The following is a 26637-nucleotide window of genomic DNA, read 5'->3' on the forward strand; positions in this document are numbered from 1 at the left end:
AACCCGGCGAAGTAGCGTGGGCGGATGTCGTTCGGTCCGCCGCTGCTGCTCAGTTCGCTGAACCCGCTCGCCGTCGCAGGCGGAGCGGACATTCCCGACGCCGTCACCATCGACGGGACCACCCTGTCCCGCAGTGACCTGCTGGGCGCGGCCACTTCGGTGGCCGAACGCGTCGCGCGCGCCGAGCGGGTGGCGGTGCTGGCAGGCCCCACCGTGGAGACCGTGCTGGCGGTGGTCGGCTGCCTCATCGCGGGTGTCACCGTGGTGCCTGTGCCACCGGACTCCGGAACCGCGGAGCGGGCGCACATCCTGGCCGATTCGGGTGCTCAGGCGTGGCTGGGGAAAGCGCCGCAGGACGCGGAACTGCCCGTGGTGCCGGTGCGACGGCACGCCAGGTCATGGCACACCTATCCCGAACCCGACCCGGCCGCTACGGCATTCGTGCTGTACACCTCGGGAACCACCGGTTTGCCCAAGGGCGTGATGCTCAGCAGGGGCGCGATCGCCGCGGGTCTGGACGCCCTCGCCGACGCATGGGCCTGGACCGCGAGCGACACGCTGGTGCACGGGCTTCCGCTGTTCCACGTGCACGGGCTGATTCTCGGGCTGCTCGGCCCGCTGCGCGTGGGCAGTCCGCTGATCCACACCGGCAAGCCGACGCCGCAGGCGTACGCGGCGGCCGGAGGTTCGCTGTACTTCGGTGTGCCGACCGTGTGGTCGCGGGTGGTCGAGGACCCCGACTCGGCGAAGCGATTGTCCGGCGCGCGGCTGCTGGTCTCCGGTAGTGCGCCACTGCCCGTGCCGGTGTTCGAGCGACTGCGCGAGCTGACCGGGCACGCGCCGGTCGAGCGCTACGGCATGAGCGAGACCATGATCACGCTGTCCACCCGGGCCGACGGCGAGCGCAGGCCGGGCTGGGTCGGCACGCCGGTGCGCGGCGTGCGCACCCGGCTGCGGGACGAGTCCGGCTCCTCGGTCCCGCACGACGGCGAGAGCATCGGCGGCCTCCAGGTCTACGGGCCCATGCTCTTCGACGGTTATCTGAACCGACCGGAGGCGACCGCGCAGAGCTGGACCGAGGACGGATGGTTCCGGACCGGCGACGTCGCCACGATCGACGCGGAGGGCTTCCACCGCATCGTCGGCCGGGAATCGGTGGACCTCATCAAATCCGGTGGCTACCGGGTCGGCGCCGGAGAGGTCGAGACGGTGCTGCTCGGTCATCCGGCGGTCGCGGAGGTCGCGGTGGTCGGCCTGCCCGACGACGACCTCGGTCAGCGCATCACCGCCTTCGTCGTGCTGCGCGATGCCGCGGCCGAACGCGAACTGATCGACCATGTCGCCGGTGAACTCTCGGTGCACAAGCGTCCGCGCGAGATCCGCGTGGTCGACGCACTGCCGCGCAACGCGATGGGCAAGGTGCAGAAGAACAAACTGGGTTGACCTCGAGTTCGGTATAGGTTCTACGGTCGGCCCATGACTTCGACCCTGACCTCCGAACAGATCGACTACTTGCACACCCAGCGCCTGGGCCGGCTGGCCACCGTCCGGCCCGACGGCACCCCGCAGAACAACCCCGTCGGCTTCCGCTACAACGCCGACCTGGGCACCATCGACATCGCGGGCTGGAACATGGGCGCCTCGTGGAAATTCCGCAACCTCGCCACCAACGACCACGTCGCATTCGTCGTCGACGACGTCGCCTCGGTCCAGCCATGGCGGGTCCGCTGCCTCGAAATCCGCGGCACCGCCGAAGCGCTCACCGACGTCGAACCGTACATCTCCGGCGTCTCCCGCGAAATGATCCGCATCCATCCCCGACGCGTCATCGCATTCGGGCTCTCCGGTGAGTCTCCCGACCTCGCCTGATCCGGCCGGGCTGCACGAGTGGCACACCGTTGCGGCGAAGTGCGAGAGAGCTCTCCGCCATGTGCCACTCGTGGAAGTTCTCAGTCGTTGGCGTGGAGGTCGGCGTTGAGTTCGATGCCGGTCCCTTTGCGGGGGACGACTTCGACGGCGCCGGTGGTGGAGTTGCGGCGGAACAGGAGGTTGTCGTGGCCGGCCAGGTCGGCCGCCTTGACGAGGGTGCCGTCGGGGGTGGTGACCTTGGTGCCCGCGGTCAGGTAGAGGCCCGCCTCGACCACGCAGTCGTTGCCGAGCGGGATACCGAGGCCGGAGTTCGCGCCGAGCAGCGAGCGCTCGCCGATGGAGATGACCTTGGTGCCGCCGCCGGAGAGCGTGCCCATGGTGGACGCGCCGCCGCCGATGTCGGAGCCGTCGCCGACCACGACGCCCGCGGAGATACGGCCCTCGATCATGGAGGCGCCGAGGGTGCCCGCGTTGAAGTTCACGAAGCCTTCGTGCATGACGGTGGTGCCGGAGGCCAGGTGCGCGCCGAGGCGGACGCGGTCGGCGTCACCGATGCGGACGCCGGAGGGCAGCACGTAGTCGACCATGCGCGGGAACTTGTCCACGCTGTACACGGTGACCGGACCGCGGGCGCGCAGCTTGGCGCGGGTGGCCTCGAAGCCCTCCACCGCGGCGGGGCCGTGGTTGGTCCACACCACGTTGGTCAGCAGGCCGAACTGGCCGTCCAGACTCACCTCGTGCGGCTTGACCAGGCGGTGCGACAGCAGGTGCAAGCGCAGGTAGACGTCGTGCGCGTCGACCGGGGCGGCGGACAGGTCGGCGATCGTGGTGCGCACCGCGATCACGTCGACCCCGCGCGCGTCGTCGAAGCCCAGCAGCGCCGCGTACTCGGCGGGCGCCTCGTCCAGCCGCTTGGTGCCGGTCTCGGCGAACTCGCCCAGCTGCGGGGCCGGGTACCACGTGTCCAGTACGGTCCCGTCCGCGGTCACATTGGCGATACCGACTGCTGCTGCTCCCTGGATGCTCACGGCCTAGAGGTTACCGACCCGCGCCGGACAACGGTGCGGCTGCTCCGGCGACCGCGACCACCGGGCTTGCAGGCGACACCGCCGCACCGATCCAGGACGGCGACTTCTCGGCCGGTCCTGCGGCACGTGCGCGACCTCGGGGAGAAATGCGGCTCCAGCCGACGGGCCGGACGGCCGAAGGGCCGGCGCCTGGAGCTGCGCCCGGTCCCCGGACGAGACGGCCGCGATCCCAGGGAAGTGGCGTGCGGGCCGTGGCGGGTGTGCGGTCGTAGGGTGAAGCGCGTGACCATCGACCTGCATGCCGACCCGATCGCACTGACCGCCGCACTCGTCGACATCCCGAGCGTCTCGCGCGACGAGGCGGCCATCACCGACGTGGTGGAGCGGGCGTTGCGTGAGCAGACGACGGGGTTCGAGATCCTCCGGCACGGAAACGTGGTGCTGGCGCGCACCCAGCGTGGGCTGCCCACCCGGGTGATCCTGGCCGGGCACCTGGACACCGTGCCGATCGCCGACAACGTGCCCGGCCGGTTCGAGGTGAGCCCGGTGGGTGAGCGGGTCCTCTACGGCTGCGGCTCGGTGGACATGAAGTCGGGCGACGCGGTCTTTCTGCACCTCGCCGCGACCGTCGCCGACCTGGTGCACGACCTGACCCTGATCTTCTACGACGGGGAGGAGATCGCCGCCGAGTTCAACGGGCTCGGGCACATCGAGCGCGATCTGCCCGACTGGCTCACCGGCGACCTCGCCGTCCTCGGCGAACCGTCCGGCGGCTGGATCGAGGCCGGTTGCCAGGGCGCGCTGCGCGCTCGGCTGCGCACCTCCGGCGTGCGCGCGCACGCGGCGCGGGCGTGGCTGGGCGACAACGCGATTCACCGGCTTGCCCCGATACTGCAGCGGCTGGCCGACTATCGCGCGCGGGAAGTGGACATCGACGGCTGCGTCTATCGCGAGGGCCTGTCCGCCGTCCAGGTCGAGGCCGGAGTCGCGGGCAATGTCGTGCCGGACGCCGCCGAGCTGGAGGTCAACTTCCGTTTCGCTCCGGACCGCACGATCGACCAAGCCGTCGAGCACGTGCGCGAGGTCTTCGCCGGACTCGAGCTGTCCTTCGAGGTGATCGACGCGGCGCCGGGCGCGCTGCCCGGCCTGACGGCGCCTGCGGCCAAGGACCTGATCGACTCGGTGCAGCGCCACGGCGGCGGCGGTGTCCGCGCGAAGTACGGCTGGACCGACGTCTCGCGTTTCGCGGCCCGCGGCATCCCCGCCGTCAACTTCGGTCCCGGCGATCCCAACCTCGCGCACAAGCGCGACGAGCACGTCCCCGTCGACCAGATCACCGCCGTCACCGCCATGTTGCGCAGCTACCTGAGCAGCGCACCGGACTGAACGCTCCGCGCGGATCAGGGTGCGGCGCGGTAGTCCTCCGAATCAGGTTTCGGACCTGTCGTGCCGCTGCCCGCGGAGATCTACGGTGGAGATATGACCGCCTTGGAGTATCGGCATCTGCTGGTCGCGCGGGACGGCGACACGGTGCGCATCACCATGAACCGGCCGGAGCGGCGCAACGCGCTGTCGGGGGAGCATCTGGCCGAACTGCTCGCCTCGTTCCGGGCCGCCGGGGAGACCGACGCCACCGGGATAGTGCTCGGCGCGCGCGGCCCGGTGTTCTGCGCGGGCCACGATTTCGCCGACGTGGCCGCGCGCGACTTGCTGGGCGTGCGGGAATTGCTCACACTCTGCACCGAACTCATGTCGACCATCCAGTCGGTGCCGCAGGTGGTGATCGCCCGGGTGCACGGTCTGGCCACGGCCGCGGGCTGCCAGCTGGTGGCCTCCTGCGATCTGGCCGTCGCCGCCGAATCCGCCGGTTTCGCGCTCCCCGGCGGCAAGGGTGGCTGGTTCTGCCACACCCCCGCGGTGCCGGTGGCCCGTGCGGTCGGACGTAAACGCCTGATGGAAATGGCCCTCACCGGCGACCCGATCGATGCCCGCACCGCCGAACAGTGGGGCCTGATCAACCGAGTGGTGCCGGACGCCGAGCTGGACACTGCCGTGGGTGCGTTGCTCGCCCGCGCTACTCGGGGCAGCCGGGCCAGCAAGGCACTCGGCAAACGCACTCTCTACAGCCAGCTCGACCGTCCCGAAGCAGACGCCTACGCGCTCGCCCTGGAAGTCATGGCCGCCGCCGCTCAACTTCCCGGCGCCCGCGAAGGAATGGCGGCCTTCCTGGCGAAGCGCCCGCCCGCCTGGCCCGATTAGCGCAGCCGAGGGATCTTTCCGGACGCCCGGATTGCGGCCGCGTCTCGGCCGGCCTTCGCCCGGCTGAACGCCGGACGACTTCTCCCGTCCAGCCCCTGGGTCCGCCTTGCCGGGCGGTAGCGTGGAACGCATGTCCACCGACGCCGCGGACCGTGAGGTCGCCCCCAAACCCAAGTCGACACCGAAATTCCGCGGCCCGATCATGTTTCGCCGCGAGCGGGCCGACGGCGTGGGCACCGCCGACCGGCACCTGCTGGACAAGCGTGGCGACACGGACTGGGTACACACCGATCCGTGGCGCGTGCTGCGCATCCAAGCCGAGTTCGTCGAGGGCTTCGGCGCGCTCGCCGAGGTGCCGCGGGCGGTGACCGTCTTCGGTTCCGCGCGCACGTCCGCCGACCACCCGGAATACCAGGCCGGGCGGGCCATCGGCGCCGCCCTGGCGCGAGCCGGTTTCGCGGTGATCACCGGAGGTGGCCCCGGCGCGATGGAGGCCGCGAACCGGGGCGCCTGCGAGGCGGGCGGCTACTCGATCGGCCTCGGCATCGAGCTGCCGTTCGAGCAGAGCCTCAACGACTGGGTCGACCTGGGCATCAATTTCCGGTACTTCTTCGTCCGCAAGACGATGTTCGTGAAGTACTCGCAGGCGTTCATCTGCCTGCCCGGCGGTTTCGGCACGCTGGACGAGTTGTTCGAGGCGCTGACGCTGGTGCAGACGCACAAGATCACCCGGTTTCCCATCATCCTGTTCGGCACCAGGTACTGGGCGGGGCTGGTCGATTGGCTGCGCGATTCGCTCGGCGGTTCGGGCAAGATCTCTCCCGGCGACCTCGGTCTGCTGCACGTGACCGACAGCGTCGAGGAGGTCGTGCAGATCATCCAGGCCGCCGCGGAGGCGGGTGGCGCCGAGGACGCGATCGGGACGGAGGATCAGTGGTGAGCGATCGGCCTTTCGCCGTCTGTGTCTACTGCTCGGCGAGCACCACCGACCAGGACCACCTCTCGCTGGCCGCCCGGGTGGGCACCGAGATCGCCCGGCGCGGTTGGCAACTGGTGTCCGGCGGCGGGCACGTCTCGATGATGGGCGCGGTCGCCACCGCGGCGCGCGCGGGCGGCGCGAACACCATCGGCGTGATCCCGAAACACCTGGTGCACCGGGAGGTCGCCGACGTCGACGCCGACGAGCTGGTGGTCACCGACACCATGCGCCAGCGCAAGCAGGTGATGGAGGACCGCGCCGACGCCTTCCTCACCCTGCCCGGCGGGATCGGCACGCTGGAGGAGTTCTTCGAGGCCTGGACCGGCGGGTATCTGGGACAGCACGAGAAGCCCGTTGTTGTGCTGGATCCCAATGGCTTCTTCCGCGGGTTGTTCTCCTGGCTGGACGAGTTGTACGAGCGGAAGTTCGTGCCCCAGACGGCATTGGACCGGATTACCGTGGTGACCGATCTCCCGTCCGCGTTCGCGGCACTGGAGGCGGCGCGGACCCAGTGAGGAGAGCTGAAGACGTGAGCACCGACGCCCGCTCGACGGTGAGTTTGTTCGACCTCGCCCGAAATCTTCCCGGGATGGCCCTGGACGCTCCGGGCATGCTCCGCAACGCGCTGAGCATGCTGGTGACGGCGGATTCCAAGTCCTCGGTGGGGCTGTATTTCCAGCGCAACGCCCACCGGCATCCGGATCGGTTGTTTCTGCGGTTCGAGGGGGCGACCTTCACCTACGGTCAGGCCAACGCGCAGGTGAACCGGTATGCGAGCGTGCTCGCGGACCGGGGGGTGCGGCGCGGCGACGTGGTCGGCGTGCTGATGACCAACCGGCCGGAGACACTGTTCGTCGTGCTGGCCACGGTCAAGCTCGGTGCCACCGTGGGGTTGCTCAACCACCATCAGCGCGACAACGTGCTGGCACACAGCTTCGGCCTGCTCGACAGCGTGCTGAACGTGGTGGGCGCGGAATGCGCCGATGCGATCGACTCGCTGCCCGAGCCACCCGCCGACGTCCTCGCCGCCGAGGAACTCCACGAGGCGGCCCGCGACGCCGACGACGCCGATCCACCGAGCTGCGCGGAGATCACCGCGCGGGAGCGGGCGTTCCTCATCTTCACCTCCGGCACCACCGGACTGCCGAAGGCCAGCGTGATGACCCATCTGCGCTGGACCAAGAGCATGGCAGGCCTGGGCGGCCTGGGAATTCGCCTGCGCGGCAACGACACTATGTACTGCTGCCTGCCGCTGTACCACAACAACGCGCTCACCGTCGCGTTGTCCGCGGTGCTGGCCTCCGGCGGCACCCTCGCGCTCGGCCGTGGTTTCTCCGCGTCCCGGTTCTGGGACGAGGTCATCCGCGAGCAGGCCACGGCGTTCATCTACATCGGCGAGCTGTGCCGCTACCTGGTCAACCAGCCCGCCAAGCCGACCGATCGGCAGCACCTGGTCCGGCTCGCCGTCGGCAACGGGCTGCGCCCGGAACTGTGGGACGAGTTCAAATCCCGGTTCGGCATCGAGCGGATCGTGGAATTCTACGGCGCGAGCGAGGCGAACATCGCGTTCGTCAACGCCTTCGGCGTGGATCGCACGGCTGGTTTCGGTCCGCTGCCGTACGCCGTCGTGGAGTACGACGAGGAGACCGGAAAGGCGAAGCGGGACAACAAGGGCCGTTTGCGTCGGGTCGGCACCGGCGAGGTCGGGCTGCTGCTGGCCAAGGTGACCGACCGCTCGCCGTTCGACGGTTACACCGACAAGGACGCCACCGAGGCCAAGCTGGTGCGCGACGGCTTCCAGACCGGGGACGTCTGGTTCGACACCGGCGACCTGGTCCGGGAGCAGGGCTGGCATCACATCGCGTTCGTCGACCGCCTCGGCGACACGTTCCGCTGGAAGGGCGAGAACGTGGCGACCACCGAGGTGGAGGGCGCGCTGAGCAAGGCGGAGCCGATCGCGCAAGCGGTGGTCTACGGCGTGGACATCCCCGGGACGGACGGCAAGGCGGGCATGGCCGCGGTGACGCTGCGTCCCGGTGCGGACTTCGACGGGGCGGCGGTGGCGAAGCTGGTCCACCAGCAATTGCCGGGGTATGCCGTGCCGCTGTTCATTCGTATCGTCCACGAACTGGAGCAGACCTCCACGTTCAAAAGCCGCAAGGTCGAACTGCGCAAGCAGGGGTATACCCCGGACCCCGACAGCACGCTGTACGTCCTCGCGGGCCGCACCGAGGGCTATGTCCCCGCCTACGACGACTATGCCGCCGAGGTAGCGGCGGGACGGGCGCCCAAGAGCTGACGGGCAAGATCAGCATGGCCTGAAGACCCGGAGTGACGGACTGGCTACAGTCGTTGACATGTTCAGCTCGACCGCGTCGCCGCTTCCCACGCTGTGCGGCAGGCCGGTGGCGACGGATCGAGCGCTGGTGATGGCGATCGTGAATCGCACGCCGGACTCGTTCTACGACCGCGGCGCCACGTTCACCGACGCGGCGGCGATGGCGGCCGTGGCGCGCGCGGTGGACGAGGGCGCCGACCTCGTCGACATCGGCGGGGTGAAAGCCGGGCCGGGCGATTCGGTGGACGCGGCCGAGGAGACGCGCCGGGTGGTGCCGTTCGTCGCGGCCATTCGCGCGAAGTACCCGCAGCTACTGATCAGCGTCGACACCTGGCGGGCCGAGGTGGCGCTGGCGGCGGTGGGCGAGGGGGCGGATCTGATCAACGACACCTGGGCGGGCGCCGATCCCGATCTCGTTCCGGTGGCCGCCGCGCACGGCGCCGGTGTGGTGTGCAGCCACACCGGTGGCGCGGTGCCGCGCACCCGGCCGCATCGGGTCCGCTACGCCGACGTGGTGGATGAGGTCACCGAAACCGTGGTGCGGGCCGCGGAGAACGCGCTCGCGGCCGGGGTGCGCCGGGATTCGATTCTGATCGATCCGACGCACGATTTCGGCAAGAACACCTATCACGGGCTCGAACTGTTGCGCCGAGTCGACGTTCTTGTAAAAACCGGATGGCCAGTCTTGATGGCGCTGAGCAACAAGGATTTCATCGGGGAGACTTTAGGTGTCGGTCTTTCCGAACGGCTGGAGGGCACATTGGCGGCAACAGCATGGTCGGCGGCGGCCGGCGCCCGAGTCTTCCGTGTCCACGAAGTCGCCGCGACCCGGCGGGTCGTGGACATGATCGCCGCGATCCAGGGCATCCGGCCCCCCGCACGAACCTTGCGAGGTCTGGCATGACATTTCAACACCGTGAGCCCGCCTGGGCGACGACCCATACCTGGGACACCCCGAACTGGCGAGTGGACGAACTCGTCCGCGCCAAAGCCGGGCGCACCGTGTCGGTGGTGCTGCCCGCGCTGAACGAAGAACGGACCGTGGCCGACGTGGTGGCCAGCATCCGGCCGCTGCTCGGCACGCTGGTCGACGAGCTGATCGTGCTGGACTCCGGGTCGACCGACGCCACCGCGGAGCGCGCCCGTGCGGCGGGCGCCGAGGTGATCAGCCGCGAGCAGGCGGTGCCGGAGCTGGAGCCGGTGCCGGGCAAGGGGGAGGTGCTGTGGCGTTCCCTGGCGGTGACCAGCGGTGATCTCATCGCTTTCGTCGACTCCGACCTGATCGACCCGGATCCCGCCTTCGTCCCGAAGTTGCTCGGTCCGTTGCTCACGGTCGGCGACGTGCATCTGGCCAAGGCCTATTACCGCAGGCCGCTACGGCAAGGCGGCGCGGTCGACGCGGCCGGCGGTGGCCGTGTCACCGAACTGGTCGCCCGGCCGCTGCTGGCCGCGCTGCGACCGGAACTCTCCCAGGTTCTGCAGCCGCTCGGCGGTGAATACGCGGGCACCCGCGAACTGCTCACCTCGGTGCCGTTCGCGCCGGGCTACGGCGTCGAGATCGGGCTGCTGCTGGACACCTACGACCGGCTCGGCATGTCCGCGATCGGCCAAGTCAATTTGGGCGTGCGCACGCACCGCAACCGGCCGCTGGCCGATCTGGGGGTGATGAGCCGCCAGATTCTCGGCACCGTGCTCGGGCGCAGCGGCATCCAGGACTCGGGTGCGGCGCTGACCCAGTTCCCGCTGATCGGTGACGAGTTCACGGCGCACCGCACCGAGGTCTCCCTGCTGGACCGCCCGCCGATGAACACCTTGCGGCCCGCGTGGGCGGCCGCCTGAACCGCTGCAGCACCGTGGCGGCGCCGAGATGCGGTCAGGAGGCCCCTTCGGAGTGTGGGTCCCGCATGTATCCCGCCTCGATCAGGGTGCGGAAGGCCGCGAGTTTGTAGACGCACTCGGCCGGTTCACAGATCCGGTGGCGTTGCATGAGTTCGTGTGCCTCCGCCACGGTCAACGGCTCGACGGGCATCTGCTGCGGCCTGCCGATCGGGCAGGTCGGTGGCAGGCGCGCGGGGAGTTGTTCCGCGATGACGTGCTGGGCGACGCCGACCCGGCGCCGCCGGTTCGCCGGTCCGTACATCAATCCGATCGTGGCGACCAGGCCGGCGGCGCCGGCGAGTGAGCAGAGGACGGCGATCTGGGTGGCGGTCACGGCGCTTTCTCCTCTCGGTGGGGCGGGCCGGGCAGAGCGTGGCGGGGCCGAATCGCGAACGCACCGTCACCTACTCGCAGTTAACTTTCAGCAAATTAAGTGTGAGCCGAGGCGGCGCGCCGTGCAAGAGGAAAATGAGACGCGCAACCGACGTAATTTGCGGCTTTATGGCCGGGTATGCCCGCTGGCCACATGTCCAACCGCACCATAGACAACTTTGAGCAATCAGCGGTGGATGGGCCCGTCGATGCGGTCCAGCGGCAGAGCGGAGGCCCCACCGCGTTCGGCCAGGATCTGGGCGGCGATCGAGATCGCCGTCTCGTCCGGTGTTCGCGCGCCGAGATCGAGCCCGACCGGACTGCGCAGCCGGCCGAGCTGGTCGTCGGTGACGCCCGCGGTCCGTAGGCGCTCGACGCGCTCGGCGTGCGTGCGGCGGGAGCCGAGTGCGCCGACGAAGCCGACGCGCGGGCACGACAGCGCCGTCACCAGCATCGGCACATCGAATTTGGCGTCGTGGGTGAGCACGCAGACGACGGTGCGCTGGTCGATCCGCCCGGCATCCTGTTCCTCACCCAGATACCGGTGCGGCCAATCAACGACGACCTCGTGGGCGGCGGGAAACCTGGCGGCGGTGGCGAAGGTCGCGCGGGCGTCCACCACCGTCACCCGGTAGCCGAGTTGGCGGCCGGTGCGGCTGAGCGCGCGCACGAAGTCGTTGGCACCCGCCAGGATCATCCGCGCCGGAGCCGCGAAGACCTGGACGAACGTGCGGGGTCGTGGCGCGCCGTGTGCCGCGCACTCGTCGGCGCCCACCATCCCGCAGCGGCCCGCGGCCAGCAGCGCCCGCGCGTCGCGGTCGACGCTGTGCCACGGTTCGGTATCGGCGGTCGTCAGCAGCTTCCATTCCGGTGCGGCGTCCATGGTGGTCGCCACGGCGACGGGGGAGCCGTCCTCGATCCGCTGCCGTAAGGCGGTGAGCAGCGGGAGTCGTTCGGGTGAGACGCGCTCGACGAACACCTCGATTTCTCCGCCGCAGCTCGAGCCCACCGCCGGTCCGTCGGAGTCGGCATAGCCGAATCGGTCGGTCACCGCATGGCCGCTGCTCAGGACTTCCTGCGCCGACGCGACGACGGCCGCCTCGACGCAGCCCACGGACAGTGAGCCGTGTACGTCGCCGGAGCCGGTGACGATCATCGCCGCTCCGAGTTCGCGAGGCCCGGCGCCGGTCGTGTCCACCACGCGGGCCAGCGCGACCGGCCCGAGCGGCAGCAGGGTGAGCAATTGCCCGAGTATCGCGCGCACCGGAATCCGGTCCTTTCGGCGAGCGGGTCCAGCGCATCGGGCCCGAGACAGCCGGCGAATATTCGCCGTACCGTAAGCCTAGTTACCGGAGAACTATCCGTCGCGCCGACGACGATGCGGTAACAGCACCTGGTCCGCGCGCGCTTCGGGTCGGTCCTCGTCCTGATCCGCGGCCCCGTTCCGGGAATCGTCGCCGGGGCGGGGTCGCTCTCGTTCCTCGCGCTCGGCATCGGGCCGATCGGCTCGTTCTTCCTCGCCCGCCGGGCCGTCCGCTTCGGGCGAGGCGGCCGACTCGTTCGCCAGCCGGGCTTGAAGGTCGGCGACGGTCACGTGAGCCTTCGCCCCCGCGGGCCGCAGCAGGACACTGAGGATCAGGCCGAGCAGGCCCACCGCCAAGACGGCGCCGCCGATCAGCAGTAACGGATTCACGATTCCTCCTTGCCGGACACCTCAGGCGTCCGTCTCGCGGAGCTGTAGCTGGGACGGGACGGCGCCGGTCTCGAAGTACGCCGTGAAGATCTCGGCCGCCTGCTCGGCGGTGAACAACTCGTCCGGATAGACCCGCGGCGTGGGCACGCAGGCCGGGACCGGCACGTCCACCCGGGGCAGTCCGTGTCGCTGACCGGGTAAGCCCACGGTGAAGCGATGCGGCATGCCCTTTACGGTGGTGCGCACCTCGAGGGTGAGCGCGTCCGCCGAGCCGGTGCATTGCAGGTACTCCCGCCCGGGAGCGGAACTGATCGCCGGGTCGATGTCCGCGGGCCGCATCGGCTCGGCGAGCCGGGTCATGTTCACCGAGTAGCGGTGGAAGCCGTCCAGCCTGTCCAGCGGGCGCAGAAAGCTGTCGATGGGCTCATCCGGGCGGAGGAAGACTCGCAACCGGTCGCTGTAGGTCACCCGGTGGGTGGTCACCGCCGGATCGCCCGTCCGGGCGCGGGCCGCGGCGCCGTGCCGCGGGCGCCGCAGCACGGAGAGGAGGGACACGGAACTCGCAGACATCGACTTTCGATCACGCATCAGAGTTCACCTATCACATGCGGTTATCGTCCAGCTATTCAATCATCTCTGTATGAACGCGCTCGGACGAGGGCCGGTGACCTGTGCCACACGAGAGAATTGTGGCCGGCGTGATGCTCCTGAGTCGTCACGACCAGGTGATCGATGGAATGGTTCGCGGCATGTTGGAGTGTCCACTCGACGTCCACCGTCCGGATTTCCGGCCGGGGATGCGCTCAACTCTGATGTCCACATATTTGCTGAATGTCGTTGGGGGCGTGGAGTCGATGCGCGGGTGATCACAACCGCCGGTAGGGGCGGGTCCGACGCCGGTCTCCGGCAACGGAGGTCGAGCGAGATATGTGAGTCAGCGGCGCACACCCGTTGCGGGCGACCTGTTTTCGGGATCGTGGCGGTAGACCGGAGTGAGCAGGTCGGCTTCCAGGGGTTCACCCGTGGCGCGGTCGAAGCGACAGGCGATCAGCACCGAGAACAGGTGATTGCTCGCTCGTTCGTGCAGCGTGGCCAGCCGGGTGGCGAGCAGCCGGATGGCGCCGAGCGAGCCGGGCGGATGCATGCCGTCGATCATCAATACACTGCCCCGCCCGTCGGGCCGGGGAAGCCTGCCCAGGTAGGCGATGTCGTGCGGTTCCGGTCCGCCCGGCCGGTACACCCGACGAGCCGCCCGGTCCTCGATTCCCCGGCGCGCGTCCCCCGCTCTCGCCACCGCGCGGCGCAAGCGGGGATCGGCGGCCACCAACTGGCGCAGGCTCGGAGACAGTTCCGGACCGCCCAACACGATCAGGCCATCACGCCGCAGGTCGATCGGGCGGCCCGGTAGGAAATGCTCGACCGCTACGCTGAAGCCGAGTTCGCGCAGGAGCTCGGCCAACCGCTGCGGTGCGGCGGGATCGGGCGCGCCGATCACGCGCCCGGCGCGCACCTCGGGGACGAGCACGGTGAGCGAACCGTGCCCGAAGAACAGTCCTTCCGGCGCGGGGCCCTGGGTACTCACCTGGTGGATGCGGGCCCGGGAAAGGCCCGCCGCCGCACCGATTCTGGCGAAGGTCCAGCCTTCGGCATGGAGCTCCCGGATCACCGCACGCCGAATCCTGGTCAGTTCGTTGATGGTCTGCTGGGCTGCCGCCACCCCGTCGGTGGCCGCTTTCAGTCGCTCGACCTTGTCCTCGATCGCGAACACGCGCGCCACGTCATCGGCCGACATGTGCGAAGTCTAGACAGCTGAACAGCGCAATGCGTCTAGTCTGCTTGACGAATCAGGTGGCGTCGGTGTCGATCGGCGGACGTTCGTTGCGCTCCAAGGGCTTAGCCAACTTGGGCATCGGGTAGTCCGGCATCCCGCTGTTCGTGCTGTACAGGTCCTTCGGATCGGGCAGCGCGCTGTCGAAATCCTTGAACAGCGAATCGTCGCCGTTGAGAAGGTGTTTGGTCACCATCGCCCGCGGAGTCATACCGCGCAGTTCGTTCAGGTCGGCCAGCGGCTTGCGTAAATCGTCGAACTCCGGCCCGAGTTCCTGTCGCAACTGGGACGTCGCGCCGCTCGCGTAATCGCGCACCTGCCGCAGGCTGCGCGTGGTCCAGCGCACGGCACCGGGCAAGCGCTCCGGGCCGAGGATGACGAGGGCGGCGACGAGCAGGATGACCATCTCGCTCCAGCCGATGTTGCTGAACACGTAACCAGGCTACCCGGCGATCCGGCCGCCGGGTCAGTCGGATTCCAGCGTCACCGGCACGTCCACCTGCCTGCCGTCGCGGATCAACTGCACGTTCACCGTTTCGCCGATGTTGCGCGACTGCACCGCGACGACCAGTTCGTCCGGACCGGTGACCTCTCGATCGCCGACCTTCACGATCACGTCACCCTCCACGATCCCGGCCTTCGCCGCGGGACCGCCTGCCGCGACGTCCGCCACCGCCGCACCGCTCATCACTTCGTTGGCCACCTGCTTGGTGCGCGCGCTCAGGCCGATCGTCGGGTGGTGCACGACGCCGTCGCGGATCAAGGTCTGGGCGACCTCGATCACCTTGTCCACCGGGATCGCGAAGCCGAGGCCGACCGAGCCACCGGTCTCGCTGCGGATGGCGGTGTTGATGCCGATCACCCGGCCGTCCATGTCCACCAGCGCGCCGCCGGAGTTACCCGGGTTGATCGACGCGTCGGTCTGCACGGCGTCGATCACGGCCTTCGTGTCGCTGCCCTCGCCCTCCAGCTTCACCGGGCGGTGCAGGGCGCTGACGATGCCGGAGGTCACCGTCTTGCTCAGGCCGAGCGGCGAACCGATGGCCAGCACATCGTCACCGACCTGGACGTTGCCGGATTTGCCGAGCTGGGCGACGGTGAGATTCTTCACATCCACCTTCAGCACGGCCAGGTCGGTCTTCGGGTCGCGGCCGACGATCTGGGCGGGCACCCGGGTGCCGTCGGAGAACTGCACCTGGATCGCGGACCGGTTGGACTTGTCCTGCGCGGCCATCGAGACGACGTGGTTGTTGGTGACCACGTAGCCGCCGCCGTCGATCACCACGCCGGAGCCGGTGGCGCCGTTGTCGCCGACGGTCACCCGGATGGAGACGACCGAGGGCAGCACGGCGTTGGCGACCTGGGCGATCATGCCGTGCGGGCGGGTGCCGTCACCGGTCTGTTCGAGGGTCACCTTCCGCGAGGTGAGCGTCGAGGCGGTTTCCGCGGTCAGCCGTCCGACCAGCCCACCGACCAGGCCGATGACGACCGCGACGAGCGCGAGCAGGGCCAGCGCCTTGGGCGCGACCCGGGAGCCGAACAGGACTTCGCGGGCGCTGAGTTTCTCGGCGTGCGGCAGCGTCCGCGGCTTGGGAGTGGGCACAGCGGGGGCGCCCAGGCGTGCGACCGCTTCGGGATCACGCCACGGATCGGCCGGTCCGGCCACGGCCGACGGGCCGTCGGCGGCGTCGGGGTCGCGCTGCAGGATCTCGGTGGAGCCTTCCGGGCGCCCGAACGCCTCGGCCAGCACCGCGTCGGGCGGACGATTCTGCAGTTCGGGACCGGATTGCGGCGCCGAACCCGCCTTGCGGAGCGGCAGGGGCTCGGCGAACGAACCGGATAGGCCGGACGGCCTGCGGAAGGCACGTGCGGTATGCGTGTCGACATGGGGCCGGTAGACCGGGCGCGGACCGAGAACGGGTGCGTCCGGCGGACGGAGATTCCCGCGGTCGGCCGCCGAATCCGAGGTGTCGGCCGATCCGGAATTCGTCGATTCGGTGGTCACTCGGGAAACTCTACTTGCGCCACCACGTTGTCCACCGGGTCGCGGTGAACGAATCGGTCAGAAAGCCGAAAACCGCCTCGTTACGCCCGGACTGGCGGGAAGGCGACGCGGGTGTCCGGCCGCTGGACGCGCCGCCCGGCAGCTCCGCGAGCGGAATCCTGGTCAAGCTGTCGTGCAGGCCGGTCGGGATCGCGACCTGGCCCGCGTGCCGCAACGCGATGCGCGCCTGTTGCTGGGCGTCGACCTCCGCCGCGCACTCCGGACACAGCGACAGGTGTTGAGCGGCACGCAGGTAGGCGTTCATCCGTAGCTCCCCGTCCACGTACGCCGCGATCGCCTCACTCGCCAGATGCTCGGTGGGGCGGAAACGGGGCGGACCGGACGTGCTGGAGTCGCCACTCATTCGGTGCTCACCCTTTCAACCGACATCGACCGAGGTTCGGGCGATGCCGGTGTCCGACGAATCACCCTATGTTCGCTTCAGCGGCGAACCGCTGCTCACTTCCATTATGCGCAAGGTAGTCGCGCAGGGCTTGACGTCCACGATGGATCCGACTGCGCACAGTGCCCAGTTTCACGCCGAGCGTAGCGCCGATCTCCTCGTAGGACAGCCCCTCGATGTCGCACAGCACCACGGCCGCGCGGAACTCCGGCGCGAGCGAATCCAGGGCCGATTGGAGGTCGGGATCCAGCCGGGCGTCGTGATACGCCTGCTCCGGCCCCGGGCCCTCGGCGGGCACCCGGTCGTAGTCCTCGGGCAGCGCTTCCATCCTGATCCGGTTGCGCCGGCGCACCATGTCCAGGAACAGGTTGGTGGTGATGCGGTGTAGCCACCCCTCGAAGGTGCCCGGCTGGTAGTTCGACAGCGAACGGAACACCCGGATGAACGTCTCCTGGGTGAGGTCCTCCGCGTCCTGGGCGTCACCGGAGAGGCGATAGGCCAATCGGTAGACCCGGTCGGCGTGCTCCCGGACCAGTTCGTCCCACGTCGGCATCGCCGACCGGTCACCGGTGGCATCGAAGGCAGCAGTCCCGCTCAGCTCGACCGGGTCCTCGACGGAGTCGGCTTCGACCGGCAGGATCTGCTCGGGCAGGGTGGCGTATTCGCGCGCCGCATCGACCATGTGGATGGGGCTACCTCCTACTAGGGACCGCAAACGTGGGGACTCGCTCCGGTCCGGGTCTTCGGACCGTCACGTACGGATACAACAGACAACCGGTATGTCGTTGTTCCCGCGTCCCGTGTTAATACACGGTCGGTTGCTCATACTCTTTCTGGTCCTGATATGGCCGGGATATGGAGATCCTGAGGGTCGCCTGAGAAAACCGGCGGCGGAAATGGCGGGCGGCGCGTGTTGTCCGGAACGCCGAGATCACCCGCCCGGCGTTAGCCTCATACCCGTGGCATCGAATCTGGAGCGGAATCTCGCCTACGTGGAGGAATCCGTCGTAGAGGACGAAATCCTCATCAGCGCGCGCGAACGGGCCACCGAACTCGGCGCTGTCCCCGTGCCGCCCTCGGTGGGGGCGCTGCTGAGCATGTACGCGCAGCTGCTCGGAGCGCGCGCGGTGGTCGAGGTCGGTACCGGCGCGGGCATCAGCGGATTGTGGCTGCTCGACGGCATGCGCGAGGACGGCACGCTGACCACCATCGATTCGGAGCCGGAACATCAGCGCGCGGCCAAGGAGGCGTTCCGCGCCGCCGACATCCCCCCGGCGCGCACCCGGCTGATCAACGGACGGGCGCTGGATGTGCTGCCCCGGCTGGCCGACGGCGCCTACGACCTGGTCTTCATCGACGCGGCGCCGCTCGAGCACCCGGAGTACGTCGCCCAAGCGGTGCGTCTGCTGCGCGAGGGCGGCGCCATTCTGCTGCACAACGCGCTGCTGGGCGGGCGCGTACCCGATCCGGCGCAACGGGATCCGGCCACTCAGGCGGTGCGCGCCGCCACCCGCGCCATCGCGGAGAACCCGGAACTCACCTGTGTACTGATTCCGGTCGGAGACGGATTGCTCTGTGCCTCACGGGGTTAGTGATTCGCGCGCGGTCTGATTCCTTCCCGGAATCCGGGGTATGCGCTGAGAAAGAACCCAGTGAGGAAAACAGTTATGCGTGAACTAACTCCCATCGAAGTAGCGGTCATGGGGGATGTCGTGACCGAACGGCGAACGAGTTGGCTGCGGCCGACCCTGTTGGCCCTGCTGTTCGTGATTCTGGGAGCCGTGCTCGTGATGGTGGTGGTGAGCAACACCGATTTCGACACCGGCCCCGAGAAAACCACTCCGCCCCCGGGACCCTGCGAGCCGTTCTGCACCCAGAACGTCGCCCCGCCCGGACAGTAATACCTCCGGCGACGGCGGCTCTCGCTCCGGCCGAATAGGCTTGCCGCCGAAGTTTTTCCGGAATTTCGGGCCGGCGTGCCCTCTTCTCCTGGCGAACGCGCCACCCACAGGTGATCGGCGGAGTTCGCGAAAAAGCGAACGCGTCGCCACGATTCGGCTCTAGCCGCAGCGCGCCGCCGATGACCGACCGATACTGGTGGAGGTCAGGTTCCGAACGGATCCGAAGAGGTGCGACGTGGTGATGATGATGTTCCTTTGGGACGAAGACGAGCGTCGTCCCAAATCGATCCATTGGGGCCGGACCATGATCGCATTCGGCGCGGTGCTTTTGTTCGCCGTGCTGATGGTCTATTTGGTGTGCACCGCCGATTTCGGTGACGCCTCGAAATCGACCGTGCCGCGCACACCGGGGCCGTGCGCGCCGTTCTGTCTCGGCCCGCAGGCGCCCGAGCCGGGCGGACCCTAGTACCGCTCGCCGCGGCTACACCCACACGCCTTTGCCGACCGTGACGACCCCGCCGTTGCTCACGGCGAAACGGCTGCGATCGCGCGCGAGATCCACTCCGATGATCTCGCCTTCGCCGACGACCACGTTCTTGTCCAGAATGGCGTGCCGCACCACCGCACCGCGTCCGATCCGCACACCGGGCATGAGCACACACCCTTCGACGGTGGCGCCGTCGTCGACCATGACATTGGCACTGAGCACCGAGTTGCGCACGGTGGCTGCGGACAGGATGCTGCCCGCGCCCACGATGCATTCCTGCGCCAGCCCGCCTTGGGCGAACTTGGCCGGCGGCAGGTTCTCGGCCGCCCCGCGGATGGGCCAGTGGCGGTTGTAGAGGTTGAACACCGGGTGCACCGACACCAGGTCCATGTGCGCGTCGTAGAACGCGTCGATGGTGCCGACATCGCGCCAGTAGCCGCGGTCCCGATCGGTGGCGCCGGGCACGTCGTTGTCGGCGAAGTCGTAGACGCTCGCCTGTCCGGCCGCGACAAGGGCGGGAATGATGTCGCCGCCCATGTCGTGGTCGGAGTCGGCGTCGTCCGCGTCCGCCCGGATCGAGTCGACCAGCACCTTGGTGGTGAAGACGTAGTTGCCCATGGACGCGAACGTGACGTTCGGGTCGTCCGGGGTGCCGGGCGGATGCGCGGGCTTCTCCAGGAACTGCGTGATGCGGCCTGCGTCGTCACTGTCGATGCAGCCGAACGCGCTCGCCTCGCTGCGCGGCACCCGGATACCCGCCACGGTCACGCCCGCGCCGGAATCGATGTGGTGGCGCACCATCTGCTCCGGATCCATCCGGTAGACGTGATCGGCGCCGAAAACCGCGATGTATTCCGGGTCCTCGTCGTAGATCAGGTTCAGCGACTGCAGGATCGCGTCCGCGCTGCCGGTGTACCAGCGGGGTCCCAGCCGCTGCTGCGCGGGCACCGGGGTGATGTACTCGCCGGCGAAACCGGACAGCCGCCAGGTCTGCGAGATGTGCCGGTCGAGCGAGTGCGACTTGTACTGGGTGAGTACGCACAGCCGCAGGAAACCCGCGTTGACCAGATTGCTGAGGACGAAGTCGATGAGGCGGTAGGCGCCGCCGAACGGGACGGCCGGCTTGGCGCGGTCGGCCGTGAGTGGAAAGAGTCGCTTGCCCTCGCCACCGGCGAGCACGATCCCGAGTACGTGCGGCTGGCTCCTCACACCTGCCAAACTACCGGGTGGAACGCCCGTGAGTGGCCGCCGCGGTCCCGAACGTCTAGTTTGGATCGGTGAGTTTCGGCACGGATGGCGGACGTTCGGCGGTGGATTCCGACGAGCGGGACCGGCTTCGCGTCGCGATGCTGACCCGCGAATATCCACCCGAGGTGTACGGCGGGGCGGGGGTGCACGTCACCCAGCTGACGGCGCATTTGCGTCATCTGTGCGAGGTGACCGTGCACTGCATGGGCGTGGAGCGCCCGGATGCCGTGGTCCATCAACCGGATCCATCGCTACACGCCGCCAACGCCGCACTGCGGATGATGTCCGCCCAGCTACGGATGGCCGACGCCGTCGGCGAGGTGGACGTGGTGCACTCGCACACCTGGTACAGCGGCTTGGCCGGTCATCTGGCCGCGACCCTCTACGGCATCCCGCACGTGCTGACCGCGCATTCGCTGGAGCCGCGCAGGCCGTGGAAGGCCGAGCAGCTCGGCGGCGGCTACCGGCTGTCCTCCTGGTCGGAGCGCAACGCCGTCGAGCACGCCGACGCCGTCATCGCGGTGAGCGAGGGCATGCGCCGCGACGTGCTCGACGCCTACCCCGCCGTCGACCCGGCCCGGGTCCACGTGGTGCACAACGGCATCGACGGGACCGTCTGGCATCCCGGTCCGGCGACCGGTGACGAGCCGTCGGTGCTCGCCGAACTCGGCGTGCGGAACGACCTTCCCGTCGTCGCCTTCGTCGGCCGCATCACGCGCCAGAAGGGTGTCGGCCACCTGCTGGCCGCCGCCCGCGACTTCGATCCCGACATCCAGCTCGTGCTGTGCGCGGGCGCGCCGGACACGCCCGAGCTGGCGCAAGAGGTCACCGCGGCCGTGCACGAGCTGCGGCAGCGTCGCGGCAACGTGTTCTGGGTTCGCGAGATGTTGCCGACCGAGCAGATCCGGCAGATTCTCGCCGCCGCGTCGCTGTTCGTGTGCCCGTCGGTGTACGAGCCGCTCGGCATCGTCAACCTGGAGGCGATGGCCTGCGCGACCGCGGTGGTCGCCTCGGACGTCGGCGGCATCCCCGAGGTGGTCGACAGCCGCAACGGACGGCTTGTGCACTACGACGCGGGTGCGGCCGGGGACTACGAGCACGAGCTCGCCGCCGCCGTGAACGAGGTGGCCGGCGATCGAGAGCTGGCCGTCCGCCTAGGGGCCGCGGGCCGAGAGCGGGCGATCTCCGAATTCGACTGGTCGCGCATCGCGGCGCGCACGGTGGCGGTGTACGACGAGATCAGGAAGGGCTGAGCCGGGCGCTCAGGCCGCCGGGCGATAGGTGCCCACGACGACCGAAGCGGTCACCTCGACGGACTCCGGCAGCCGCGCCGGATCCGCCGCTGCCGCGGCGGCGTGGTGCGCGGAAGGACCCATCCCCACCACGTGCGCGACGTCGGCTCTGGCGAGCGTCATCGGGTACTCCACCAGCGTCCGGTCGACCGGTTCGAAATGTCCCGCCATGGCGGAGTCGAGCCTGCGGTCCTTGTCGGGGTCGACCCGGACCATGTCCAGTGGCTCGATCAGCTCGCGAAGATGACGTTCGGTGGGTGTGGCGACGACGAAGCGGCCGTCCTCGGCGAGCACCCGGGCGATCTCGCCGGGATTGCGCGGGGCGAAGACGGAGAGTACGCAGGACAGCGCACCGTCGCGGATCGGCAACCCACGCCAGGCGTCGGCCAGCACCGCCGCGGCGCGTGGGTGGGCGCGGGCGCAGCGCCGGACGGCGGGTTTGGCCACGTCCAGTCCGATGCCGACGGCCGGGGGAGCGGCGTCGAGCGCCCGGGCGAGGTAGTAGCCGGTGCCCGCGCCGATCTCCAGTAGCGGGCCGTTTGTCCGGCGCGTCGTGACGGCGTGCGTCACCGCGTCGGCGATCGGCGCGAAGTGCCCTCCGCGCTGGAAAGCGGCACGAGCGTCGAGCATGGCCGCGGTGTCCCCGGTCATCTTGGTCGACGCACCGGTCAGCAAACTGACGTAGCCCTGTCTGGCGACGTCGAAGCTGTGACCGCGACCGCAGCGCACTGCTCGATCCCGCGGTTCGAGCGCGAGCGGCGCGGCGTCCTGGTGCGCCCGAATGCATTCCGGGCAGGCCAGGACGCCGGCCGCGTCGGCGAGGGCCGAGTGCTCAGCCGGGCCCACTCAGCTCGTGACGCTCTTCAGTTCGTCACCGAGCGCCGCTGCCTCGTCCGGCGTGAGTTCGACGACCAGACGCCCGCCACCCTCGAGTGGAACCCGCATAACGATTCCACGCCCTTCTTTGGTTGCCTCGAGGGGACCGTCCCCGGTGCGGGGCTTCATGGCCGCCATCCTCTGCTCCCTCCAGATCTGCGCGGTCTGCTGCGCACTTTCTTGGAACTCCAGTTGTCACCAACCAGTGAGCTCGCCGGCGTTTGGCGAGCTACACCCGTCCCATTCTTCCCTATCGCCGATGTGGACGGATAGCTGAGTTCAAAAAGTGACCGGTCGGCCCGTGTCGGGCCGGTCGTTGCCCACCCAGCAATCGGCCAGGTGGTCATCCACCATCCCGGTCGCCTGCATCAGGGCGTACGCCGTGGTCGGTCCGACGAACCGGAATCCGCGCCGTTTCAATTCTTTTGCCAGCGCGATGGATTCGGGTGTGGTCGCGGGAACGTCGGCGCCGCGGCGCGGGCGCGGGCGCGGCGGTGGGGCGAAAGACCAGAGCAACTCGTCCAGGCCGATGTCGAGGTCGCGGGCAACCCGGGCGTTGGCGATGGCCGCGTCGATCTTGCTGCGGTTGCGGACGATGCCCGCGTCGGCCATCAGCCGGGCGACGTCGTCGTCGCCGAACTCCGCGACGCGCTCGATGGCGAACCCCGCGAACGCCGCACGAAAGGCCGGGCGTTTGCGCAGGATGGTCAGCCAGGACAGGCCGGATTGAAACGCCTCCAGGCAGAGCCGCTCGAACAAGGCGTCGTCGCCGTGCAGGGGCTTGCCCCACTCGTGGTCGTGATAGTCCCGATAGAGCTGGGACTCCAGCGGCCAGGCACAGCGAACCAGCCCGTCGTCGGCCAGGGCGCTCACTTCGACTCCGGCGCGATCGGCGTCTGCCACCGCGCGGCCTGCGCTTCGGCCAGCTGGTGCTGGAGCTCATCGATCCGCGCGGCCAGCCGGGTCAGCGCCCAATCCACCTCACCGGCTTTGTAGCCGCGCACCACCTGCTGGAAGCGCAACGCGCGCACGTCCGCCCCGGTGATCCCCTCCACCGGCAGCACGGTGGCCGTCGTCCCCTCCGGCAGCGGCCCCAGCTCCTCCGACCGCCCGAACACCGCACTGGCCAGTAAGAACAGCACCGCGGCGACCAGGCCGACGATCAGCACGTACAACAGCATGGTGAGCATGAGGTGAGCTTATTAGGGCACACCGACAGGTGGTTTCGCGCGTCGCGCTCGCTACAGATGCCGGGTGGTGTCGATGCCCAGGGACATGCCCGCGAGGCCGCGGCGGCGGACGGCGAGCTTGTCGGCCACCTCCAGCAGAGCCTTGGCGGCGGGGTTCTCCGGATCGCGCAGCACGATCGGGGTGCCTTCGTCGCCCGCTTCCCGCAGTGCCTGTTCGATGGGGATCTGACCGAGCAGCGGCACGGTCGCACCCACCGCGCGGGTGAGCCGGTCGGCGACGGCCTGGCCGCCACCGGAGCCGTACAGGTCCATCCGGGTGCCGTCCGGCAGGTCGAGCCAGGACATGTTCTCCACCACGCCCGCGATGCGCTGGCGTGTTTGCAGCGCGATCGCGCCCGCCCGCTCGGCCACCTCGGCGGCGGCCGGCTGCGGGGTGGTGACGACCAGGATCTCGGCCCCCGGGATCAGCTGCGCGATGGAGATGGCGACGTCGCCCGTGCCGGGCGGCAGGTCGAGCAGCAGGATGTCGAGGTCACCCCAGAACACGTCGGCGAGGAACTGCTGCAACGCCCGGTGCAGCATCGGGCCGCGCCACACCACAGGCGTGTTGCCCTGAGTGAACTGCGCGATCGAGATCATTTTCACGTCGTGCGCGACCGGCGGCATGATCATCCGCTCGACCTGGGTGGGCCTGGCATCGGTGCCGAGCATGCGCGGGACGGAATGACCGTAGATGTCCGCGTCCAGCACGCCGACCGACAGACCGCGCGCGGCCATGGCGGCGGCCAGGTTCACCGTGACGCTGGACTTACCGACGCCGCCCTTCCCGGAGGCGACCGCGTATACGCGGGTCAGCGAGCCGGGCTGGGCGAACGGGATGACCGGATCGGCCGAGTCGCCGCGCAACTGTTTGCGCAGTGCGGTGCGCTGCTCGTCGTCCATCACGTCGAGATCGACGGAGATGGCGCCCACACCGGGCACGTCGGCGATGGCCTTGGTGACCCGCTGCTGGATCTCCGTACGCAGGGGGCAGCCCGCCGTCGTCAGGTAGATCTCCACGTGGACATCGCTGCCGGCGCCGATGACGACGCTTTTCACCATGCCCAGTTCGGTGATCGGCTTGCGGATCTCCGGGTCGTCGACCTTCGCGAGGGCACCCCGCACGTCCGATTCCGTAACTACTGGCATGGCAGGAATTTTAGGCGTGTCAAATTTTCGGCAGCTCCGCGGGCCGGGGTGCGACCCCCGTGCTGTAGGAGGTCTCCCAGGCCATGACGTTCGCGACGTAGGCCATGGAGTGGTTGTAGCGCAGGATCGCTTTGGACTGTTGTGCCAGGTCACGCATGTTCAGGCCGCCTTCGCACAGGTACTTCCCGGCGGTCAGGGCGGCGTCGAACAGATTCTGCGGATCGGCGATGCCGTCGCCGTTGCCGTCGCCCGCGTAACGCTTCCAGGTGTCGGGCAGGAACTGCATCGGACCGATCGCGCGGTCGTAGCCGTCCAGGCCGTCCAGTGCGCCGTCGTCGGAGTCGCGGACGACGTGGTTGCCGGTGAGCGAGCCGTCCAGCACGGGGCCGTAGACGGGGCTGAGCGGGTTGCCGTCGGCATCGGCCTTACCGCCGAAGGCGTGGGTGGACTCGACCCGGCCGATGCCGGCCAGCAGCGACCACGGCATGCCGCACACCGGGTTCTCGGCGGCCAGCACCCGTTCCGCGTTCTGATAGGCCGCGACGGCCACGCCGGGGATGCCAAGCGGCCCGGCAGGCATCGCGGCGAGTTGCCGCCCACTCGGCAGCGCAACGGTTTTCACCACGGGCTTCGTGGTGGGCGCGGCCTTGGCCATCGCGTGCGCGAGGAATTCGGTGCCCGCGACGGGCTCGACGGCCGACTGCGGCCGGGCGCCCTGCACGTCCTGATCATCCGGCGTCTGGACCGCGGCCGCGAGCGGGACGGCGTCGCCGACCTCGGAGGCGGCGGTGACGGAGACGAGCCCGGCGGGAACCAATCCGGTCAACGCGATGACGGAACTGCGTCTGACGGTGGCAGGCGGTTGTTTTCGATGACGCCCCACGGTGTGGTGACCCTCCCATGACTCGCTGTGAGCCCTTTGTTACGGACCGAGGGAGAGGCTACCGCATCCGAGATCTTTTTGTTACTGCTTCGTGATCTGATACGAAGTTTGAATCACTGCTGTGGTGCGACCGGTAGCGCGGGCAGGGGGATGACGATGCCGAACGGCAGGGTGATGCCCGGCGGCGGCGTAGGTGCGGATTCGGCGCTGGGCGCCGGTTCGGCTTCGGGCGCCGGGGCGGGCGGGGTGGTGGTAGCGGGTTCGGTGTCGCCGCGCGGTGCGTTGTCGGGAACGGGCAGGTCACCGGGGATGGGCGCGGATTCGGTGGTGGCCAGCGCGGTATCGGGCTGAACGCATCCGGCGGCTGCCTGGTCCGGGGTGCCGGGCTGCCCGAGGGCTCCGGCGTCAGCGGGCCTGCCCGCCACGGCGGGATCGGCCGGACCCGCGGGGGCGGCGGGGTCGCGGGGTGTGGCCGCCGCGCCGCCGTAGGGCTGCTGCGGTGCGAGCGGTACGCGTGCGGTCCCGGGTAGGTCCGGGAACGGCATCGGGGCGGGCACCGATTGTCCCGCACACGGCTTCACCGGCGGTGGCGGTGGGCAGAAGATCCCGCAGGGAATGGGGGGCAGGCCCGGGATCGTGATCATCACCTGGGTCGGCTGCTGCCGCGGCCGCGGGGCGGGCGCCTGGCCCGCCGCCCGCGCCTGTTCGGCCGGATCGGTGGTCGGGGAGGTCGTGCGCACCGCGGACATCTCCGAACCCGGCGACAATGCTCCCGGCGGTATCAGGTCCGGCGAGATGCGCACCTGCGTAGGCGAACCCCCGGTCCGATACGCCGCCGCCCAACTCAGCACATTCGCCGCATACGCCATCGAGTTGTTGTA

General features: G+C 69.4%; 30 protein-coding genes and 1 pseudogene. 13 read left to right on the forward strand and 18 right to left on the reverse strand.

Annotated elements, in window-relative coordinates:
* Positions 1-24 precede the first annotated feature (24 nt).
* Both ABZ420_RS27695 and ABZ420_RS27700 read left to right on the forward strand, forming a co-directional pair.
* Positions 25-1443 carry an acyl-CoA synthetase gene (locus tag ABZ420_RS27695; RefSeq protein ID WP_357128491.1) on the forward strand — a complete coding sequence of 473 codons (1419 nt, stop codon included), beginning with the start codon at positions 25-27 and terminating at the stop codon, positions 1441-1443.
* Positions 1444-1476: 33 nt separating this feature from the next.
* On the forward strand, positions 1477-1869 hold the full coding sequence (locus ABZ420_RS27700) for a PPOX class F420-dependent oxidoreductase (protein ID WP_357128494.1): 393 nt from the start codon (positions 1477-1479) through the stop codon (positions 1867-1869).
* A gap of 80 nt (positions 1870-1949) precedes the next feature.
* Here the strand turns inward: ABZ420_RS27700 and dapD are convergent, their stop codons facing one another.
* Positions 1950-2897, reverse strand: a complete 948-nt coding sequence (gene dapD / locus ABZ420_RS27705) for a 2,3,4,5-tetrahydropyridine-2,6-dicarboxylate N-succinyltransferase (protein ID WP_357128497.1) — start codon at positions 2895-2897, stop codon at positions 1950-1952.
* Positions 2898-3179: 282 nt separating this feature from the next.
* Here dapD and dapE point away from each other — a divergent pair, with 282 nt between their 5' ends.
* From dapE to ABZ420_RS27740, 7 genes are all read left to right on the forward strand, one after another.
* Entirely contained in the window at positions 3180-4283 is a 1104-nt protein-coding gene (gene dapE, locus ABZ420_RS27710; RefSeq protein ID WP_357036252.1) for a succinyl-diaminopimelate desuccinylase, read from the forward strand.
* Positions 4284-4376: 93 nt separating this feature from the next.
* Entirely contained in the window at positions 4377-5156 is a 780-nt protein-coding gene (locus ABZ420_RS27715) for an enoyl-CoA hydratase-related protein (protein WP_357128500.1), read from the forward strand.
* Positions 5157-5286: 130 nt separating this feature from the next.
* Entirely contained in the window at positions 5287-6096 is an 810-nt protein-coding gene (locus tag ABZ420_RS27720) for a TIGR00730 family Rossman fold protein (RefSeq protein WP_357128503.1), read from the forward strand.
* On the forward strand, positions 6093-6650 hold the full coding sequence (locus tag ABZ420_RS27725) for a TIGR00730 family Rossman fold protein (protein WP_357128506.1): 558 nt from the start codon (positions 6093-6095) through the stop codon (positions 6648-6650). The genes ABZ420_RS27720 and ABZ420_RS27725 overlap by 4 nt, the downstream gene beginning before the upstream one ends.
* A gap of 14 nt (positions 6651-6664) precedes the next feature.
* The gene (locus ABZ420_RS27730; protein ID WP_357128509.1) at positions 6665-8434 is read left to right on the forward strand and encodes a long-chain-acyl-CoA synthetase; all 1770 of its coding nucleotides are present in this window, start codon (positions 6665-6667) and stop codon (positions 8432-8434) included.
* A gap of 58 nt (positions 8435-8492) precedes the next feature.
* Positions 8493-9377: a dihydropteroate synthase gene (folP, locus tag ABZ420_RS27735; protein ID WP_357128512.1), complete on the forward strand. Its 885-nt coding sequence runs from the start codon at positions 8493-8495 to the stop codon at positions 9375-9377.
* Positions 9374-10312 carry a glucosyl-3-phosphoglycerate synthase gene (locus ABZ420_RS27740; RefSeq protein ID WP_357128515.1) on the forward strand — a complete coding sequence of 313 codons (939 nt, stop codon included), beginning with the start codon at positions 9374-9376 and terminating at the stop codon, positions 10310-10312. Before folP ends, ABZ420_RS27740 begins: the two co-directional genes overlap by 4 nt.
* Before the next feature lie 34 nt (positions 10313-10346).
* On the opposite strand, the gene ABZ420_RS27745 is transcribed toward ABZ420_RS27740, so the two are convergent.
* From ABZ420_RS27745 to sigE, 9 genes are all read right to left on the reverse strand, one after another.
* Entirely contained in the window at positions 10347-10685 is a 339-nt protein-coding gene (locus ABZ420_RS27745; protein WP_357128518.1) for a hypothetical protein, read from the reverse strand.
* Between the two features lie 225 nt (positions 10686-10910).
* Entirely contained in the window at positions 10911-11987 is a 1077-nt protein-coding gene (locus ABZ420_RS27750; protein WP_357128521.1) for an XdhC family protein, read from the reverse strand.
* Between the two features lie 93 nt (positions 11988-12080).
* Positions 12081-12416, reverse strand: a complete 336-nt coding sequence (locus ABZ420_RS27755; RefSeq protein ID WP_357128524.1) for a hypothetical protein — start codon at positions 12414-12416, stop codon at positions 12081-12083.
* A gap of 21 nt (positions 12417-12437) precedes the next feature.
* On the reverse strand, positions 12438-12986 hold the full coding sequence (locus tag ABZ420_RS27760) for a hypothetical protein (protein ID WP_357128527.1): 549 nt from the start codon (positions 12984-12986) through the stop codon (positions 12438-12440).
* Positions 12987-13350: 364 nt separating this feature from the next.
* Positions 13351-14208 (reverse strand): hypothetical protein, encoded by an 858-nt coding sequence (locus ABZ420_RS27765; protein ID WP_357128530.1) that lies wholly within the window; start codon positions 14206-14208, stop codon positions 13351-13353.
* Positions 14209-14260: 52 nt separating this feature from the next.
* Positions 14261-14677 (reverse strand): Sec-independent protein translocase protein TatB, encoded by a 417-nt coding sequence (tatB, locus tag ABZ420_RS27770; protein WP_040869494.1) that lies wholly within the window; start codon positions 14675-14677, stop codon positions 14261-14263.
* A gap of 33 nt (positions 14678-14710) precedes the next feature.
* The gene (locus ABZ420_RS27775) at positions 14711-16249 is read right to left on the reverse strand and encodes a trypsin-like peptidase domain-containing protein (RefSeq protein WP_357128533.1); all 1539 of its coding nucleotides are present in this window, start codon (positions 16247-16249) and stop codon (positions 14711-14713) included.
* A 10-nt stretch (positions 16250-16259) separates the two neighbouring features.
* Entirely contained in the window at positions 16260-16652 is a 393-nt protein-coding gene (locus tag ABZ420_RS27780; RefSeq protein WP_357128536.1) for a hypothetical protein, read from the reverse strand.
* 61 nt (positions 16653-16713) lie between these two features.
* The gene (gene sigE, locus ABZ420_RS27785) at positions 16714-17373 is read right to left on the reverse strand and encodes an RNA polymerase sigma factor SigE (RefSeq protein ID WP_357128539.1); all 660 of its coding nucleotides are present in this window, start codon (positions 17371-17373) and stop codon (positions 16714-16716) included.
* Positions 17374-17644: 271 nt separating this feature from the next.
* Here sigE and ABZ420_RS27790 point away from each other — a divergent pair, with 271 nt between their 5' ends.
* From ABZ420_RS27790 to ABZ420_RS27800, 3 genes are all read left to right on the forward strand, one after another.
* Complete coding sequence (locus ABZ420_RS27790) at positions 17645-18283, forward strand: O-methyltransferase (protein WP_040869678.1); 639 nt, start codon at positions 17645-17647, stop codon at positions 18281-18283.
* Between the two features lie 75 nt (positions 18284-18358).
* Complete coding sequence (locus ABZ420_RS27795; protein WP_357128542.1) at positions 18359-18592, forward strand: hypothetical protein; 234 nt, start codon at positions 18359-18361, stop codon at positions 18590-18592.
* Positions 18593-18827: 235 nt separating this feature from the next.
* On the forward strand, positions 18828-19058 hold the full coding sequence (locus tag ABZ420_RS27800; protein ID WP_357128545.1) for a hypothetical protein: 231 nt from the start codon (positions 18828-18830) through the stop codon (positions 19056-19058).
* 15 nt (positions 19059-19073) lie between these two features.
* Here the strand turns inward: ABZ420_RS27800 and glgC are convergent, their stop codons facing one another.
* Positions 19074-20288 (reverse strand): glucose-1-phosphate adenylyltransferase, encoded by a 1215-nt coding sequence (gene glgC, locus ABZ420_RS27805; protein ID WP_357128548.1) that lies wholly within the window; start codon positions 20286-20288, stop codon positions 19074-19076.
* A gap of 137 nt (positions 20289-20425) precedes the next feature.
* Here glgC and glgA point away from each other — a divergent pair, with 137 nt between their 5' ends.
* Positions 20426-21580: a glycogen synthase gene (glgA, locus tag ABZ420_RS27810; RefSeq protein ID WP_357128575.1), complete on the forward strand. Its 1155-nt coding sequence runs from the start codon at positions 20426-20428 to the stop codon at positions 21578-21580.
* Between the two features lie 9 nt (positions 21581-21589).
* Here glgA and ABZ420_RS27815 read toward each other — a convergent pair whose 3' ends face one another.
* The 7 genes and pseudogenes from ABZ420_RS27815 to ABZ420_RS27845 all read right to left on the reverse strand — a co-directional run.
* Positions 21590-22465: a putative RNA methyltransferase gene (locus tag ABZ420_RS27815; RefSeq protein ID WP_357128551.1), complete on the reverse strand. Its 876-nt coding sequence runs from the start codon at positions 22463-22465 to the stop codon at positions 21590-21592.
* Positions 22466-22633, reverse strand: a complete 168-nt coding sequence (locus ABZ420_RS27820) for a DUF3117 domain-containing protein (RefSeq protein ID WP_011211259.1) — start codon at positions 22631-22633, stop codon at positions 22466-22468. It lies immediately after the preceding gene.
* Positions 22634-22774: 141 nt separating this feature from the next.
* A complete protein-coding gene (locus tag ABZ420_RS27825; RefSeq protein WP_357128578.1) occupies positions 22775-23368 on the reverse strand; it encodes a DNA-3-methyladenine glycosylase I in 594 nt (197 codons plus the stop codon).
* A complete protein-coding gene (locus ABZ420_RS27830) occupies positions 23365-23685 on the reverse strand; it encodes a DivIVA domain-containing protein (protein ID WP_040869480.1) in 321 nt (106 codons plus the stop codon). The genes ABZ420_RS27825 and ABZ420_RS27830 overlap by 4 nt, the downstream gene beginning before the upstream one ends.
* A gap of 51 nt (positions 23686-23736) precedes the next feature.
* Positions 23737-24873, reverse strand: coding sequence for an Mrp/NBP35 family ATP-binding protein (locus ABZ420_RS27835; RefSeq protein ID WP_357128554.1), 1137 nt, complete (start codon positions 24871-24873; stop codon positions 23737-23739).
* 19 nt (positions 24874-24892) lie between these two features.
* Positions 24893-25756: a lytic murein transglycosylase gene (locus ABZ420_RS27840; protein ID WP_357128557.1), complete on the reverse strand. Its 864-nt coding sequence runs from the start codon at positions 25754-25756 to the stop codon at positions 24893-24895.
* A gap of 113 nt (positions 25757-25869) precedes the next feature.
* A pseudogene (locus tag ABZ420_RS27845) lies at positions 25870-26637 on the reverse strand (lytic transglycosylase); the annotation flags it as partial.

The organism is Nocardia sp. NPDC005745 (assembly GCF_040630775.1).
Taxonomy (GTDB): domain Bacteria; phylum Actinomycetota; class Actinomycetes; order Mycobacteriales; family Mycobacteriaceae; genus Nocardia.

Bases quoted from the DNA above. Each gene is read 5' to 3' on its own strand.
- sigE (WP_357128539.1), bottom strand. From the start codon at position 17,373: ATGGTCGATGCGGCGCGCGAATACGCCACCCTGCCCGAGCAGATCCTG.
- ABZ420_RS27720 (WP_357128503.1), top strand. From the start codon at position 5,287: ATGTCCACCGACGCCGCGGACCGTGAGGTCGCCCCCAAACCCAAGTCG.
- ABZ420_RS27780 (WP_357128536.1), bottom strand. From the start codon at position 16,652: ATGAGTGGCGACTCCAGCACGTCCGGTCCGCCCCGTTTCCGCCCCACC.
- ABZ420_RS27760 (WP_357128527.1), bottom strand. From the start codon at position 12,986: ATGTCTGCGAGTTCCGTGTCCCTCCTCTCCGTGCTGCGGCGCCCGCGG.
- folP (WP_357128512.1), top strand. From the start codon at position 8,493: ATGTTCAGCTCGACCGCGTCGCCGCTTCCCACGCTGTGCGGCAGGCCG.
- ABZ420_RS27835 (WP_357128554.1), bottom strand. From the start codon at position 24,873: ATGCCAGTAGTTACGGAATCGGACGTGCGGGGTGCCCTCGCGAAGGTC.
- ABZ420_RS27820 (WP_011211259.1), bottom strand. From the start codon at position 22,633: ATGGCGGCCATGAAGCCCCGCACCGGGGACGGTCCCCTCGAGGCAACC.
- ABZ420_RS27700 (WP_357128494.1), top strand. From the start codon at position 1,477: ATGACTTCGACCCTGACCTCCGAACAGATCGACTACTTGCACACCCAG.
- ABZ420_RS27765 (WP_357128530.1), bottom strand. From the start codon at position 14,208: ATGTCGGCCGATGACGTGGCGCGCGTGTTCGCGATCGAGGACAAGGTC.
- ABZ420_RS27695 (WP_357128491.1), top strand. From the start codon at position 25: ATGTCGTTCGGTCCGCCGCTGCTGCTCAGTTCGCTGAACCCGCTCGCC.
- glgA (WP_357128575.1), top strand. From the start codon at position 20,426: ATGCTGACCCGCGAATATCCACCCGAGGTGTACGGCGGGGCGGGGGTG.
- ABZ420_RS27830 (WP_040869480.1), bottom strand. From the start codon at position 23,685: ATGCTCACCATGCTGTTGTACGTGCTGATCGTCGGCCTGGTCGCCGCG.
- ABZ420_RS27715 (WP_357128500.1), top strand. From the start codon at position 4,377: ATGACCGCCTTGGAGTATCGGCATCTGCTGGTCGCGCGGGACGGCGAC.
- ABZ420_RS27795 (WP_357128542.1), top strand. From the start codon at position 18,359: ATGCGTGAACTAACTCCCATCGAAGTAGCGGTCATGGGGGATGTCGTG.
- ABZ420_RS27740 (WP_357128515.1), top strand. From the start codon at position 9,374: ATGACATTTCAACACCGTGAGCCCGCCTGGGCGACGACCCATACCTGG.